The following is a 14,362-nucleotide window of genomic DNA, read 5'->3' as shown; positions in this document are numbered from 1 at the left end:
CAAATATCCTGCTCAAGGCAGGATCTTTCAATTATTCTATAGTAATCCTTGCTATGCAGAGCGAGTTATAACAACATACTTACGTCTATCAAGCTCAGCAGGATCATCCGCTGACGTTTTTCGAATTGCCGCCGTTATAACTAAAAGTCCATTCTCTTGTATTATGAAGAGAATGGACTTGGCTGTATCAACGAAAAAATAACAAATGCCTGAACTAGGTCTTTGTCACAACGGGCTTTTTCCTGACATAGCGGCTCAGTGACCAGATGACTATCGCAATAAGAATGACGACGAGGCCATAGACAATCGGGGAGACCGGTGTTACAGCACTATGCCATAAGTCGACCTGCTTTTCGATATCTGCTTTCTGATCGGCGGTTATTTTACCGGACTCCGCTAATACCGGCAGCCATATGGGCTTGAGATCAGTTTTCCATACCATATCATTGAATGTATTATATCGTTTTGCCCGTACATCATCCGGTTCTTGTTTTGGATTATTTATTTCAGTGCCAACGTATTCTGAAAAGTTTGTGGTCAATTCAGTGCCACTCGAGAACGGCTTAAGTTGAACTCCACCTTTCTCCAGAAGAGAAGCAAGCGTTTTCCATATGCTTTGGTCTACTTTTGCAGACCACGTTGAAAGCATAGAATCTATCAATGCTACCTCGTTCTTTTTCTGCTTTCCGCTCAAATAGATGCTTGCCAATTTCGGTCCAAGTCCTTTCCACTGACTGGTAAACCGTTGATGTTGGCGTGTTATCTCTGCGTAATCGTTTGGTGTAAGGTTCGTTGATTCAAGAAATTGTAAATTATCTGCAATAGATTTCTTAATACTTGTCAATACGTTTCGCCGTTCGAGTTTTCCGGAGATACCCTGTTTCTCAACATCGTTCATCGAAGCGACGTTCTTGTCATATTGCATGAATAAACTGTCAATAAGGGCAAAGATCAAGTTGTCTCGATCTTTCAAGTTTTGACGGAGCTTGGTAATGACCATGTTCAAAGAGTCGAACATTGCTTTATCAGTTTCTTTACTCATCGCGTATGACGTTGATAGCGTTTTTACGGTCCCCATGAGTCTTTCATTTTCCTGAGAGAGGTTCGAAATTTTTCCGGAGAGCTCCCGTACTTGACCTTCGAGTTCGACAATTCGGGTAAATTGTGTTTCGATAACACCAAGGTCTTTCTGCCGAACGAGCAATCGCCCTTTGAGGTTGGCGATTGTCTTTGTATAATCGTCCGGATAGAGGGCGCGGTCAAGCAGTGGTTTATAAGTTACAAATTGTCTTTCCAGCTCATCTATAGTCGCATTGATGTCTGCACAATCTTGTACCGTTTTTGCGGAATCCGCAGCTTGAGAGAGCCCTTTCACGGTTTTTTCAAACTTATCAACTATCGCTCGATCAGATTTCTGCTGTGCGGTTAACGAGACCGCAGCGATAATAAGCAGAATGATAATATTCTGTGCGGTTCTCATTTCTTTCCTCCTTCCACAATTCCATCTTTCGTTAGTACTACAGGCACCTCGTTCTCGTTATTTTCGTTGATCAAATGTATGTATGGTGCTTTTTGATTCAGGGCCGGTGCTTCAAGCCCCTTCTCTGAAACATGTATTTTCTTTTCAAGTTTTAGCGCGCCATCACTCTGGCCAAAGACATATACATTCTTAAAACCTTTGGCAGTAATATAATAGTATCCGGCGTGATCGCGCAATATGTGAAGTGTATGTTTGGTAACAGCAACCGAGTCTTGCAGTTCTTCAAACAAGAGCGCTTTTACATTGAAGCTCACCTGATATCGTGCTTCCTGTATATTTCCTTTTCCGTCTGGTTTGACAGCAACTTCAATGGGCCATGAAAAATCTGCCGGACGAAGCACCAACGAGGAACATCCAGCAAGAGTGATTGCGAGTATACATATAAAAACATTGCGAGTGATTCTCATACGTCCTCCATGAATTAAGGTGTGGTTTGCACGCGTGGAAAAGAAATCAATATCAATGTAAATAACTGCAGAATAGGATTCAAGGGTTCCTATCACAGTGAGTGGATTTGCAGAAAGCAATTCTTTATGGTAATGCTGTTATTACTGTGTTTGCAGGAAAAATGAGATATTGCCCAATAAAAAAATCCCGCTCAAGGCGGGATTTTCAATTATTCCATTGGAAACAGTGCTTACGCTTTGCCGGCACTGCCAAGCACGTTTGTGACTTTGTGCTTGTAAAGCACTTTGAGCGCATCGCGGGCTGGTCCTAGATACTTGCGCGGATCAAACTCGGCAGGGTTGTCTGCTAATGTTTTACGAATTGCCGCCGTCATAGCCAAACGTCCATCCGAATCGATGTTTACTTTGCACACTGCCGAAGCTGCCGCTTTGCGAAGCTGGTCTTCAGGGATACCAACTGCATCTTTCAACTTACCGCCGTTAGCGTTAATAATATTTACCAAATCGACGGGCACAGAGGAAGCACCATGGAGAACGATCGGAAAACCGGGAATTCGTTTTTCCACTTCTTCCAGAATATCAAACCGTAATGGCGGTGGATTCAATACACCATCTGCGGATCGCGTGCATTGAGCAGGCGTGAATTTATTCGCACCGTGCGATGTACCAATCGAAATCGCCAGCGAATCCACGCCAGTCTTCTTCACAAAATCTTCCACTTCTGCCGGCTTCGTGTAATGGGTAACGGCGCTGGAGACTTCATCTTCAATGCCAGCCAAGACGCCCAGTTCGCCTTCAACAGTTACGTCATACTTATGAGCGTATTCAACGACCTGGCGGGTCAGTTCCACATTCTTGTCGTAGGGATGATGCGAACCATCGATCATTACCGAAGAAAATCCGGATTCAATACACGATTTGCAAAGTTCAAACGTATCGCCGTGATCTAAATGCAGTACGATAGGAATTGCGTAGCCCAATTCTTTTGCATATTCCACTGCACCCTGTGCAAGGAACCTGAGCAAGGTCTGATTTGCGTATTTACGCGCACCGCTCGATACTTGAAGGATGACAGGCGATTTGGTTTCCACACACGCTCCGATGATTGCCTGCAATTGTTCCAAGTTGTTAAAATTAAAAGCCGGAATTGCGTATCCGCCTTTTATAGCTTTCTGGAATAACTCTTTCGAATTAACCAATCCTAATTCTTTATAAGTTGTCATACGATATATTCCGTTGTTCTGAGTTTAGCCACATATTGATGAACACCATTTTCTGAAAGAGAGTTCTCTTACAACCGGAAAAACCGAAGAGAAAAATCATGGTTTCGACCGATAACGGAGTGGCGTTGCCGTACCGAACGTTCTGTTTTAAAATACTCGAAAATGTGAAAGAATGCAAACGCGCTTTTACATGCATCTATTCACACCTCTCCGATCGCTATAAGCGGTCGGAGAAGTGTACGGATATTATCTTCTATTCTGTCTTGAGCTATTTCGGCGGTGATATCCTGCGTGTTCCTCTTTTTCAGTTGAACGATGCGGTGGGAGTGGAGGAATGGGAGCGGTTAAATTTTCATCAGGATACGTGCACTTGATTTTTTTCCCTAAATATTCTTCAAGTTTCACGAGTTCGTACGCATCATCTTCGTCAGCGAAGTTAATTGAAATTCCGTTCGCACCGGCGCGCCCGGTACGGCCGATACGGTGTACATACTCTTCCACATCTTGCGGCATATTATAATTGATAACGTGGGAGATTCCTTCGACGTGAAGCCCGCGCGAGGCGACATCCGTGGCGACCAGCACACGGATCTTTCCTTCACGGAACCGTTCCAGTCTGCGGATGCGCTGATGTTGTTCTACATCGCCTGAAAGAAGTGCGCAGCTGACCCCATACGTCTCGAGCAGTTCCTTCACACGGCGTGCCTCATCTTTACGATTGACAAACATCAGCACGCGATCTAAGTGCTTCTGCATAATCAGATTATAAACGAGCGCTGCCTTTTGATTGTAGGTGGTGATATACGTGATTTGTTCAACACTTTCTACGGCAACCTTATCCGGCATAATGTTTACTTCGAATGCCTGCCGAGTCCAGGTTTCGGCTAACCGTTTGACCTCGGATGACATGGTCGCTGAAAAGAACATGGTCTGCCGTTTTGCTTTCGGCGGCGTGCTTAAGACAATGAAACGAACAGCATCTATGAATCCCATATTGAGCATACGGTCGGCTTCATCGAGAACGAGAATTTCTACTTTGCTTAAGTCCACTAGCTTCTTTTTCATAAAATCGATCAGACGGCCGGGAGTGCACATAAGAATATCGCATGGTTCACTTTTCAAAACTTCCGCTTGTTTCGTATAATCCATACCGCCGAGAATAGACAGAATACTGCAAGCGATATATTTGCCGAGCCCGCGCGCATCTCGCTCAATTTGCATCACAAGCTCACGTGTCGGTGCGAGTATCAGTGCACGTGGAGTGCCGTGATGCCGTTTCCCTTCGATGGGATGTTTAAGAAAGTGAGTAAAAATGGTAATGAGATAAGCGGCGGTTTTTCCCGTTCCGGTTTGTGCCTGCGCAGTCACATCCTCACCAATGAGCGACTTGACGAGGGTCTCTGCCTGCACAGGAGTACAATAGTGAAACTTAAGATCGTACACTGCGTGCATGATCTCACGTGGAAGTTCGAAATCATGAAAACGTGTTTTACCATCGACGACAGGAACTTTGAAGACCGAACTATCCCATGGTGCAGACGGCACGATCGGAGGAGGAGGAGAGGATAGTGCACGCTGTACAAGTTTTGCTCTTCGCGCTGCATACTCTGCATGGGTCTCGCGTTTTCGTAGATCACGCGGATGGTGTGTCCCTTCTGGCTTTTCGTGTGGAAATCCTATAGGTCGCCCTGAAGATGATTTCGGTTCTTTTATCGTTGCTGCTAATGGCGGTGAAATAGGTTTTGAAGTTACACCGAACACATTCTTAATTCTTGTAACAATTTTTCTAAACACTTGAACGTTGTCCTTTATTCAACAGTAATTTCTGTTACAATATACAAAAAAAAGAGAAAGGATTGAGCGGACGTTTGCGATAAAGATACGACCCGTAATGCCAGCTACAGATTGGCCCCAAAATCGATCACAATTAATGCTTCACAATACAAAGCAAATGTATCATAGCACAGTCAAGTCAACTAATTCTCTTGAATCTGGGTCGCAATTATAAGAATAACTTGATAGCCTTATTCAGCAATCATCTTAGAATTCCACTGAAGGCGCATTGTCCCATTCGTCGTCGATTCCATCCCTCTTGTATCGCCATTTCTACCGCTTATCGAAAATAAAGAACTTCTCATCTCGGCTCCCGTACTATTTGATAAGCTAATAAATTCCAACTTTTTTTCGGATGTTTATCAATTTTTCAAGGAGGTCGTTATGAAAAAATCAATCATTCTGCTTGCGTCACTTTTAGTGATCGCATTCACAATCCCTGTGGTAGCGGAGGAATCAGTCCTTCCACCGAACGCCAATAAGGCGCTTATCGAAGATAACTTATTCGTCGGGTTGGCAAACGATAATCCAGGCCTTCAACGAAGTTGCGTACTGATGCTTGGCAAAATACAATCGTCTCGGGCTGTCGTTCCCCTGATGGCTATCCTGCATAATCAAACCAATGATAATTTGCGTGTTGCCGCGGCGTGGGCGCTCTGCAAAATTGGCGATGCACGGGGTGTTTATGCGGTGAAGATGGCAGTAAAGTTTGACGAAAGCACGAAAGTTCAAGCGACGTGTGCATGGTATTATGAGAACTTGGTGAAGCAAGGAACTTTTAGTTTTGCACAACCCGAAGCTCCGGTTATTGCTGCAACGGAATAACTACCTAGTTTTGTTAATCCAGTGTTTTATTTCAAGGCTCGTCTTTACTGTTTGAGACGAGCCTTTTTTTATGTATGTCGGGATTAACTCGTTATGTTGGAATACACGACAACTTTGTCGGTTTTCCCGAAAAAGGAGGAAAACGACTTCTCTTTTATGTAGCGTAATCCTCTAATAACCACAAAATTGTCAATTCTTATTCCGAATTATTTTGGCAAGGTTCTTGTAAAAGGAGATGCAGATGCAGGAAAAATACGAAAGAACCTTAAAATAAGGAGATAACCATGTTTGACTTGAATGATCCAAACACATTCTGGCTGAATGTTACGAACATTGCTCTTGGCGTTGTTACACTCATCTGTTGTGTGGTTGTTGGATACGGAGTGATTCAGGAAGTTCTTGTGCGTGTCCGAAAGCGTAAAGCGAATCTTATTGAAGTTGATGATCACGCACTGGTTGTTACCGATCTTGGTATCACAATGGCAGACGGAGGTGAGCGCGTTGATGAAAAGCCACTCGCAGTATCCGAAAAAGGTTTAACGCGCGATTCCAAGCCAAAACAAAAACGTCGAGGGAAGAAATAAATTCCAATGAACAAGTCTCAATTGCATTCATTCAATATTGTGATTTTTGATGTTCAATGACAGGGACGAAGTAAATGCGTTGTCCTTTTCTGCGTGAAGCGCAGGTGAAATATTGTCAGGGATCGGCAATCAAGAAAATGATTGCCAGCATGCCTCACGAAACACTGAATGAGAGATGCTCATCAAAAGACTATGTGAATTGTCCTTCGCTGAAGCAGCATCACGAGGAACATCCTCAACAGACGCGCTGCCCATTCCTTCAAGAGTCGCTGGTGCAGTATTGTTCCGCTTCATCGGTAACGAAATATGTACCGTACAGCGAATCATCTATTATCCGATGCGGCAACGACGGACACCGATATTGCGATCTCTTTCTTTCAATTGCGGCACCGGATAATGTTGGCGCTGCAAACGAAACCGCACAAGAGACGGTAAGTGACGGTATTCATCTTCCGGCACACCTTGCGTATTCTATGAACCATATGTGGCTGGATCAGGCGAACGACGGAATGTGCCATATCGGCGTAGATGCATTTCTCACTCAAATCTTTCAACGCATCGACGCTATCAACTTTCTTCCATCAGACAGTTCCGCACACCCAACAGTTGTGCTCACCATGCACGGCGTTGATATACAACTGGTCTTTCCAGTTCCTGTCAATGTCACCAGAGTAAACTCCTATATACGTGCCGATTTACACAAGCTGGTCTCACACCCGTACACTTCAGGATGGCTCTATGAAGGAACGTTATTAGAAACGAATTCTTCTCAATCCATGGCTCTCGCATCTACAATGGTACGTGGAGAGGAAGCAGTTCAATGGATGAAGAGGGAGGTTCGTCATCTCTCTGAATTCATCCATGATCAGATTATTCCGAATCAAGGCGATGATCAGCCCATGATGATGGATGGCGGATTCGCGCATCCCGATTTTTTAAATCACCTCAATAGACAAGAACTCTTACATTTATTCAATGAATTCTTCTCGCCATATGCTAATTGGAGAAAAACATAGTAATGAAATTTCAGTTTCTTTGGTTCCTCGCCGGGTTGTGTATTATGCTGTTTGTAGGGTGGGTTGTGTTCCCGTATTTGTTATATGAAAGAAAAGAACAACCGCTTCAATTCAGTCATAAGATCCATACTGAAACTGCCGGAATGACATGCGACAATTGTCACGCATTCAAAGATGATGGACGGTTTACGGGAATTCCAACACTCAGCAAATGCAGTGAATGTCATGCAGACATCATCGGTACATCACCTCACGAAAAAAAGCTCGTTGAAGAATACGTAAAGCAGAATCGCGAGATTCCTTGGCTGGTGTATGCGCGCCAGCCGCAGAACGCATACTTCTCTCACGCCTCGCACGTCAAACTTGCCAGCATAAAGTGTGATCAATGTCATGGTCCGCATGGAACAACCGACAGTTTACGCACTTATGAACGCAATCGCATCAGCGGGTACAGCCGCGATATCTGGGGAAGTTCCATCTCCGGGATAAAGTCTGCATCATGGGACGGAATGAAAATGGATGATTGCGCTGGCTGCCACACCAAGCACAATATTCCCAATACCTGTTTGAAATGTCATAAGTGAAATTGAAACCTATGGAAATGAATATTACACGAAGAGAGATACTGCGTTTTGTTGGAGGGTCTGCCCTCGGTTTTCTTTTAACTCCGATTCCATGGAAAGCCTTAGACGATTCGGCTATCTGGACACAAAACTGGCCGTGGATTCCGGAGCCAAGCCGTGGAGATGTTTCGTATAAACTCACTACGTGCTCGCTGTGTCCCGCTGCCTGCGGGATGCGTGCGCGCTGCATTGGCAATCAACCGGTGAGTTTGAGCGGCATGAAAACTCATCCGTTGAATCAAGGTGCCCTTTGTCCAATCGGCATTGTAGCACATCATCTTCGATATCATCCGGCGCGTGTTTCGCGGCCGCTCCGCATAGATGGTACGAATGGTTCCTTTCAATCAACGACGATGACGTTTGATGAGTCGCTGAACGAGATTTCTGTCGCAATCAAAGATGCGAGCGGTTCCTCGCAATTCATTGCATGTGTGGATGGAAGACCAAAACGAACCGCATCGTCTCTCTTCCAACAATTTGCAGCCAATATTCCGAATGGAAAGTACATTCCCGTCGGTGAAGCTTCACTCGATGTGCTTGCCTCACTGTTCGAGAAACCATGTGGACCATTCAGTTATGATCTTGATAACGCACAGACGATCCTCAGCTTTGGAGTTCCGTTGTTTGACAGCTGGGGCACACCTGCACGCACAGCGCGGTATATAGAAAAAAAGTCCGAAGCGAAACAGCGCGTTATTCAAGTTGAGACGTTCCAGTCACGCACGGCAGGAATGGCAGATCAGTGGATTCCCATACGGCCCGGGACTGATGCAGTGTTCGCGCTTGGATTAGTACATGTTATTCTAATAGAAAATTTGTTTCGAGTAAAACCAATCGACATTGCAGCACTTGAAACGATGATCTCCGCTTTCTCGCCGTCTGTCGTTGCGGAAGTGTGCGGTGTTTCGCAAGAGATTGTAAAAGAAACAGCGCGGGCGATTTCTGCGAATGGGCCATCGGTTGCTGTGATTGATGGATTTGCAAGCTCGCGTGAAGCACAAATTGCAGTTATGGTGCTGAATCTCCTTACCGGAACTATTGGACGGAAGGGTGGAATAGCAGTGCGTCGCGAGATTCCATCCGCAGTTTCTATGCCGAAAAATAGCATGTCTGTACATTCTAGCATGAATTTGATTCCGGATCATTCAATTCGAGTGATGCTGATTGATGAATCACTTTCCGGATGTCGGCTTTCCGATGCTCTTCTTCAAAAGAAACTTGCTGAAAACGGAATTATCGTTTCGCTTTCGCCGTTTGTCACAGAGAGATCCTTTTGCACACAGTTTGTTATTCCAACACCTGTGTTCCTTGAGTCGTATACTGAGCTTACAAGTCCATATGATAGCGCGCTGTCATCTCTCAGTATTTCTGCTCCTCTTGTTCCAGTACCCGCTGGTGTGGTTGATCCAATTCAATTTATTCAACGTCTTGCTGCAGCAGCAGGAATCCAGAATATCGAACAGGGAACGACAGAAGAATTACTGAAGAAGCGCATAACTGCACTCTATAATGAAAAACGGGGCAGTGCATTCAATGCGTCGAATGGACAGTCAACCGAAGTGAAAAATCTAGTTTCAACGGATGAGTTATGGAATGCATTACTTGCCGGTGGATGCTGGATGGATTCTGCCTGGACCGCGAAATCGCTGTCTGCATTTCGCATTCCAGCATCACTTTCGGCAATCGACATCAATAAAATGAAGATGGATAAAAATCAACTGATGCTTGTTCCATTCGTTGAAAGAACAATATATGGGAGTACAGAAATCTCACCACTGATGAGCAAGACCGGTCAAGAATCGCGACTGCGTGCTTTCGGCAGCCGAGTATATCTGAATACAAAGACGGGCTTTCAATTTGGCATTGTACATGGTTGCCGAGTGTTACTGCAAACCGATCATGGGTCCATGCACGCAGAAGCACGCTTCGATGACTCCATCATGCCGGATATTGCCGCGGTGAGCGACACCATGAATCTGCAAAACCTTTTTTCGCTGTTTGAGATGAGCAATGACTCTTCAATCCGACCAACTCCTGTGAAAATTCAGAAAGTGTAAGTGAATGGAATCGAATCAAAACAAGCCGCGTTATGGAATGGTGATTGACCTCGACAGGTGCAACGGATGCGGCAATTGCACACTGGCCTGCGCTGTAGAGAACAATGTTCCCCCTGCACATAAAGAGGCAAACGAACGTACCGGCATCACGTGGATGCGTGTGTATAAAGTAGAAAACGATAAATCATTTCCTGAAAATCGCGCTGTCTATCTTCCGCTGACATGCCAACAGTGTGATCATCATACACCCTGTGAATCCGTCTGCCCGCAAAAAGCTGTTGAGTACGATACGGAGACCGGCATCGTGGCGCAAATTCCTGTGCGGTGTCTCGGCTGCCGTTATTGTATGACAGCGTGCCCTTATCACGCACGGTATTTCAATTGGTGGGATCCGGAATGGCCCAAGGGAATGGAGACAACCTTGAATCCGGATGTCTCTACACGAATGCGCGGTGTTGTAGAAAAATGCAATTTCTGCCACGGCCGCTTGCAGGCAGCGCGCGCAAAAGCGGCGCTCGAAGGCAGGCGTGAGATTACAGATGCCGAATATATTCCGGCATGTGCAGAATCGTGCCCGACGAATGCAATACACTTCGGCAATCTTGCAGATGCCAATAGTGAAATTTCACGGCTTTCAAAAGATAAAAATACTTTTCGGTTACTGGAACAATTGGGTACGGAACCCAAAGTGTATTTTCGCTCGGAACAACCGTGGGTGCATACAAAAATGGATACAAAACTTACAGCCGCAGTGAAGGAGAATATTCATGGATAAGAAGTTCATCACGCGCGGTGTATCTCGAACATCGATGAAAAATTTTGGACTCTGGATTTTGCCATGGGCAGTGATGCTGATCATCGGTCTCTATGCCGTGTTTCTCTGTCTGGTAAAAGGATTGAATCAGACAAATATGGATAACCGTTTTGCATTCGGTTTGTGGATTTATCTCGATCTGACGGTAATTGCACTTGGAGCTGGAGCGTTCTTTACCGGATTCTTGCTGTATATTTTGAAAAGGAAGGAACTAAAGGCGGTTATTAACAGTGCCGTTGTCATTGGTTTCATTTGTTATAGCGGGGCTGTGGGAGTTCTCATGGTAGATGTCGGGCAACCGCTTCGAGCATGGTTCACATTCTGGCATCCAAACGTTCACTCCATGCTGACGGAAGTTACGTTTTGCATCACCTGCTACCTCATGGTACTTGCTATTGAATACGTGCCGGTCATTTTAAAGAATCGCAAGATCAAACAAGTTTCTTCTATGCTTGTGTTCGAACACGAATTGCACAAACTCATTGTGGTTTTTGCCGCAGTTGGCACATTTCTTTCGTTTTTCCATCAGGGTTCTCTGGGCGGGTTGTACGGTGTTCTTATCGGGCGCCCGTTTGCATTCCGGCCGGCACTTGGCATCTGGCCAACGACATTTTTCCTTTTTATTATTTCAGCGGCTGCAGTCGGACCGAGCTTTATCCTTCTTACAACATCGCTTGTTTCGAAGATCTCACGCAAGCAGCTTGTCAAACAGGAAGTGTATCAGTTGCTGGGAAAAATCTCGGGCAGTATCTTAATCTTCTACGTTCTGTTGAAAACTATCGATACGCTTGTTTGGATCAATGCTACATCACCGTCCCTTGGATTCAGCGCAGCAAGTTTCTATAAGTATTCCGGATTTGGCACGTGGATTATGTTTACGGAAATCGTTCTCTGCGGGCTTGTTCCGGCACTCATATTTCTCAACCGGAAGATGCGTGAACATTTCGGATGGCTGGTAACGGCAGCACTGCTTGCCTGCACCGGTATTGTCATCAACCGTTTTGTTATGACGATCCAAACACTGGCTCTGCCGACTCTGCCATTCGACGCGTTTTTGTCCTATATCCCCAGTTGGCAGGAAGTGACAACATTCCTCGCCGTGCTTGCGTATGGGATGCTGGTGTATTCGTTCTCATTCAGATATCTGACGCTCTTTCCGCAAGAGCGCGAACTTCAGTCAATGTAAAGGAGATTGGTTATGTTTCCGTGGGTATATGGTTTTTCTTGGACAATAGGTAATATTATTTTTCTAGGCATTTTCTTCGCCATCGTAGTAATCATCGGAACGACCGTTCTCCTATCTCTTCTGCGTACGTATCGGGCTCTGCGGGTCAACAATGCAGAAGCCATCCGATGGGAATCGGAATTTCATGATCTTCCGATCTCGGCGCGGAGATGCCGGCATGAGTTCACCGGTGAATTCATGCAGAGGACATGCGCTAATGGTTTTGATTGCCGCAGTTGTACTACCCATGCAAAACTGATTCAAAATAAGACAACGAATTCTGATGATATCGAACTGCCGATTCATGTGTTCGGATTTACAATACCAACAGACCGCCTGTATCATCGCGGACATACATGGGTCATGCCAGATGCAACCGGTACATATACAGTAGGGTTGGATGATTTTGCATCACGGTTGGTCGGTACTCCGGATGGTATCGAGCTGCCAAAGCCCGGAACGCGTATGCAGGTAAACGGCAGCGCCTGGAGCTTTAAAAAAGGGAAATCGGCACTGCGCATCCTTTCACCGCTTGACGGTGAGGTCGTTGCAGTAAGTGACGGTTCGGAAGGATGGTACTTAAAAATAAAGCCCCTGACGACGGAAGTAAACACAAAACATTTATTACGGGATCGCGAGGTCTCTGCATGGTTTCTCAGAGAATTTGAACAACTGCAGCAAAAACTGGCAGATCCGAAGGTTGGCCTTACACTTGCCGATGGCGGCACGCCTGTGCAGGATTTTGTCAAAGCATATCCTGATAAAAACTGGGATGGAATTTTAGGAGATGTATTCTTAGAGGCGTAAATCTGTAACCTTGTCAAGGCTTTAAGTCTTGACAAAGTCGACTCACCTAGGAATCTTATAGTACTTGATTTTATCGTACAGTGTCGAGCGATCGATGCCGAGTTGTGAGGCGGCTTCTTTTACATTGCCTTCCGTCCGTTTTAACGCAGCAATAATGGACTCCCGTTCCATTTCATCCAATGTCATGAGCGGCGCAATCCATGCCGTCTCTTTTTTCCCGCTGTTGAGAAATTGGAAATCATTCTCGGATAAAACGCGTTCCTTGCATGTGACCATGGCGCGTTCGATCGCATTCTCGAGTTCACGCACGTTGCCTGGCCAGGTATGTTCCATGAGCTTCTTCAGAGCGCCCTCGGAAACATCGGCTATGTCCTTTCCTAATTCGTGCGAAAGCCGCTCAACGAATCCTTTCGTGAGCAGAGGAATATCTTCAAGCCGCTCGCGAAGCGGTGGAATATGAATGTTGATGACGTTCAAACGGTAGTACAAATCCTCCCGGAATTTTCCTTGTTGCACGGCTTCTTGCAAATCCACATGGGTTGCAGCAATCACACGAACATCTATCTTGTTTTCTTCAGTACCGCCGACGCGGTAAAAAGTTCTTTCCTGAAGAATTCGCAGTAAATCGAGTTGTAACTTTGGCGAGATGTCGCCGATCTCATCGAGTAAAATAGTCCCGCCGTCGGCAAGTTCAAACTTCCCTCGCTTCTGGGTCATTGCGCCGGTAAATGCTCCTTTTTCATGGCCGAAGAGTTCCGATTCTAATAATGTCTCTGCAAGTGCGGCACATGAAACCGCGATGAAGGGCTTGTCGCTGCGGTCACCGGAATAATGAATCGCACGTGCTATCAATTCCTTCCCGGTTCCGCTTTCACCCTGGATGAGCACGGTACTTCGCAAACTGGCAATCTCTTGCACGAGAGAAAATATCTCCATCATCTTTGCATTTTTACTGATGATGTCATGAAAAGTGTATTGTCCAAGAAGTTTCTGACGAAGGATGGCATTCTCACGCTCGAGATTTTTTACTTTGATGATACGCCCGACAAGCATGGAGATCTCTTGTGGATTGCATGGTTTGACAATGTATTCTAATGCACCTTCTTTCATTGCGCTGATGGCAGTATCCACCGTGGCATAGGCAGTAATGATGACGACGGAAGCATCCGGATAGATCTTCTTAATTTCCATCATTGTTTCGATGCCGTCAATACCTTTCGGCATTTTTAAATCAACAAAGTAAATAGCGTATTCCTTCCTGCGCGTTTTCTCGAGCGCCTCTTTCCCAGACGCAGCAGTATCAACCGAGTAGCCGTCTTCGCGCAGCCATGCCGCCATGGATTCACACGTGATTTCTTCGTCGTCAACAACTAAAATATTCCATTGTGCATTCATAGAGGTTCCTTTT

The 14,362-nt window shown here is 45.5% G+C and carries 13 protein-coding genes; 8 read left to right on the top strand and 5 right to left on the bottom strand.

What is annotated here, in order from left to right:
• Positions 1–214: 214 nt before the first annotated feature.
• From NTX44_14025 to NTX44_14010, 4 genes are all read right to left on the bottom strand, one after another.
• Positions 215–1,480 carry a hypothetical protein gene (locus NTX44_14025; protein ID MCX6122724.1) on the bottom strand — a complete coding sequence of 422 codons (1,266 nt, stop codon included), beginning with the start codon at positions 1,478–1,480 and terminating at the stop codon, positions 215–217.
• On the bottom strand, positions 1,477–1,947 hold the full coding sequence (locus NTX44_14020; GenBank protein MCX6122723.1) for a hypothetical protein: 471 nt from the start codon (positions 1,945–1,947) through the stop codon (positions 1,477–1,479). Before NTX44_14020 ends, NTX44_14025 begins: the two co-directional genes overlap by 4 nt.
• Positions 1,948–2,177: 230 nt before the next feature.
• A complete protein-coding gene (locus NTX44_14015; protein ID MCX6122722.1) occupies positions 2,178–3,170 on the bottom strand; it encodes a class II fructose-1,6-bisphosphate aldolase in 993 nt (330 codons plus the stop codon).
• 246 nt (positions 3,171–3,416) lie between these two features.
• Positions 3,417–4,964 carry a DEAD/DEAH box helicase gene (locus NTX44_14010; protein ID MCX6122721.1) on the bottom strand — a complete coding sequence of 516 codons (1,548 nt, stop codon included), beginning with the start codon at positions 4,962–4,964 and terminating at the stop codon, positions 3,417–3,419.
• Between the two features lie 423 nt (positions 4,965–5,387).
• On the opposite strand from NTX44_14010, the gene NTX44_14005 reads away from it, so the two are divergent.
• From NTX44_14005 to NTX44_13970, 8 genes are all read left to right on the top strand, one after another.
• Positions 5,388–5,828 (top strand): HEAT repeat domain-containing protein, encoded by a 441-nt coding sequence (locus NTX44_14005; GenBank protein MCX6122720.1) that lies wholly within the window; start codon positions 5,388–5,390, stop codon positions 5,826–5,828.
• A gap of 284 nt (positions 5,829–6,112) precedes the next feature.
• Complete coding sequence (locus tag NTX44_14000) at positions 6,113–6,412, top strand: hypothetical protein (GenBank protein MCX6122719.1); 300 nt, start codon at positions 6,113–6,115, stop codon at positions 6,410–6,412.
• A 74-nt stretch (positions 6,413–6,486) separates the two neighbouring features.
• On the top strand, positions 6,487–7,428 hold the full coding sequence (locus NTX44_13995; protein MCX6122718.1) for a hypothetical protein: 942 nt from the start codon (positions 6,487–6,489) through the stop codon (positions 7,426–7,428).
• A gap of 2 nt (positions 7,429–7,430) precedes the next feature.
• Entirely contained in the window at positions 7,431–8,012 is a 582-nt protein-coding gene (locus NTX44_13990; protein ID MCX6122717.1) for a cytochrome c3 family protein, read from the top strand.
• An 11-nt stretch (positions 8,013–8,023) separates the two neighbouring features.
• On the top strand, positions 8,024–10,108 hold the full coding sequence (locus NTX44_13985; protein ID MCX6122716.1) for a molybdopterin-dependent oxidoreductase: 2,085 nt from the start codon (positions 8,024–8,026) through the stop codon (positions 10,106–10,108).
• Between the two features lie 4 nt (positions 10,109–10,112).
• Complete coding sequence (locus NTX44_13980) at positions 10,113–10,883, top strand: 4Fe-4S dicluster domain-containing protein (protein MCX6122715.1); 771 nt, start codon at positions 10,113–10,115, stop codon at positions 10,881–10,883.
• Positions 10,876–12,108: a polysulfide reductase NrfD gene (nrfD, locus tag NTX44_13975; GenBank protein ID MCX6122714.1), complete on the top strand. Its 1,233-nt coding sequence runs from the start codon at positions 10,876–10,878 to the stop codon at positions 12,106–12,108. Before NTX44_13980 ends, nrfD begins: the two co-directional genes overlap by 8 nt.
• 12 nt (positions 12,109–12,120) lie before the next feature.
• Positions 12,121–12,954: a glycine cleavage system protein H gene (locus tag NTX44_13970; protein MCX6122713.1), complete on the top strand. Its 834-nt coding sequence runs from the start codon at positions 12,121–12,123 to the stop codon at positions 12,952–12,954.
• 42 nt (positions 12,955–12,996) lie between these two features.
• Here NTX44_13970 and NTX44_13965 read toward each other — a convergent pair whose 3' ends face one another.
• Positions 12,997–14,349 carry a sigma-54 dependent transcriptional regulator gene (locus NTX44_13965; protein ID MCX6122712.1) on the bottom strand — a complete coding sequence of 451 codons (1,353 nt, stop codon included), beginning with the start codon at positions 14,347–14,349 and terminating at the stop codon, positions 12,997–12,999.
• Positions 14,350–14,362 lie beyond the last annotated feature (13 nt).

The sequence above is a fragment of the Ignavibacteriales bacterium genome, assembly GCA_026390575.1.
In the GTDB taxonomy this organism is placed as follows: domain Bacteria; phylum Bacteroidota; class Ignavibacteria; order UBA10030; family UBA10030; genus Fen-1298.
Note: the sequence above shows the minus strand (reverse complement) of the source record. Positions and strands in the feature narration are given on the sequence as shown.

What these genes read in the sequence shown, in the direction of transcription:
- NTX44_14025 (MCX6122724.1), bottom strand. Translation starts at nt 1,480, where the DNA reads ATGAGAACCGCACAGAATATTATCATTCTGCTTATTATCGCTGCGGTC.
- NTX44_14020 (MCX6122723.1), bottom strand. Translation starts at nt 1,947, where the DNA reads ATGAGAATCACTCGCAATGTTTTTATATGTATACTCGCAATCACTCTT.
- NTX44_14015 (MCX6122722.1), bottom strand. Translation starts at nt 3,170, where the DNA reads ATGACAACTTATAAAGAATTAGGATTGGTTAATTCGAAAGAGTTATTC.
- NTX44_14005 (MCX6122720.1), top strand. Translation starts at nt 5,388, where the DNA reads ATGAAAAAATCAATCATTCTGCTTGCGTCACTTTTAGTGATCGCATTC.
- NTX44_14000 (MCX6122719.1), top strand. Translation starts at nt 6,113, where the DNA reads ATGTTTGACTTGAATGATCCAAACACATTCTGGCTGAATGTTACGAAC.
- NTX44_13995 (MCX6122718.1), top strand. Translation starts at nt 6,487, where the DNA reads ATGCGTTGTCCTTTTCTGCGTGAAGCGCAGGTGAAATATTGTCAGGGA.
- NTX44_13990 (MCX6122717.1), top strand. Translation starts at nt 7,431, where the DNA reads ATGAAATTTCAGTTTCTTTGGTTCCTCGCCGGGTTGTGTATTATGCTG.
- NTX44_13985 (MCX6122716.1), top strand. Translation starts at nt 8,024, where the DNA reads ATGGAAATGAATATTACACGAAGAGAGATACTGCGTTTTGTTGGAGGG.
- NTX44_13980 (MCX6122715.1), top strand. Translation starts at nt 10,113, where the DNA reads ATGGAATCGAATCAAAACAAGCCGCGTTATGGAATGGTGATTGACCTC.
- nrfD (MCX6122714.1), top strand. Translation starts at nt 10,876, where the DNA reads ATGGATAAGAAGTTCATCACGCGCGGTGTATCTCGAACATCGATGAAA.
- NTX44_13970 (MCX6122713.1), top strand. Translation starts at nt 12,121, where the DNA reads ATGTTTCCGTGGGTATATGGTTTTTCTTGGACAATAGGTAATATTATT.
- NTX44_13965 (MCX6122712.1), bottom strand. Translation starts at nt 14,349, where the DNA reads ATGAATGCACAATGGAATATTTTAGTTGTTGACGACGAAGAAATCACG.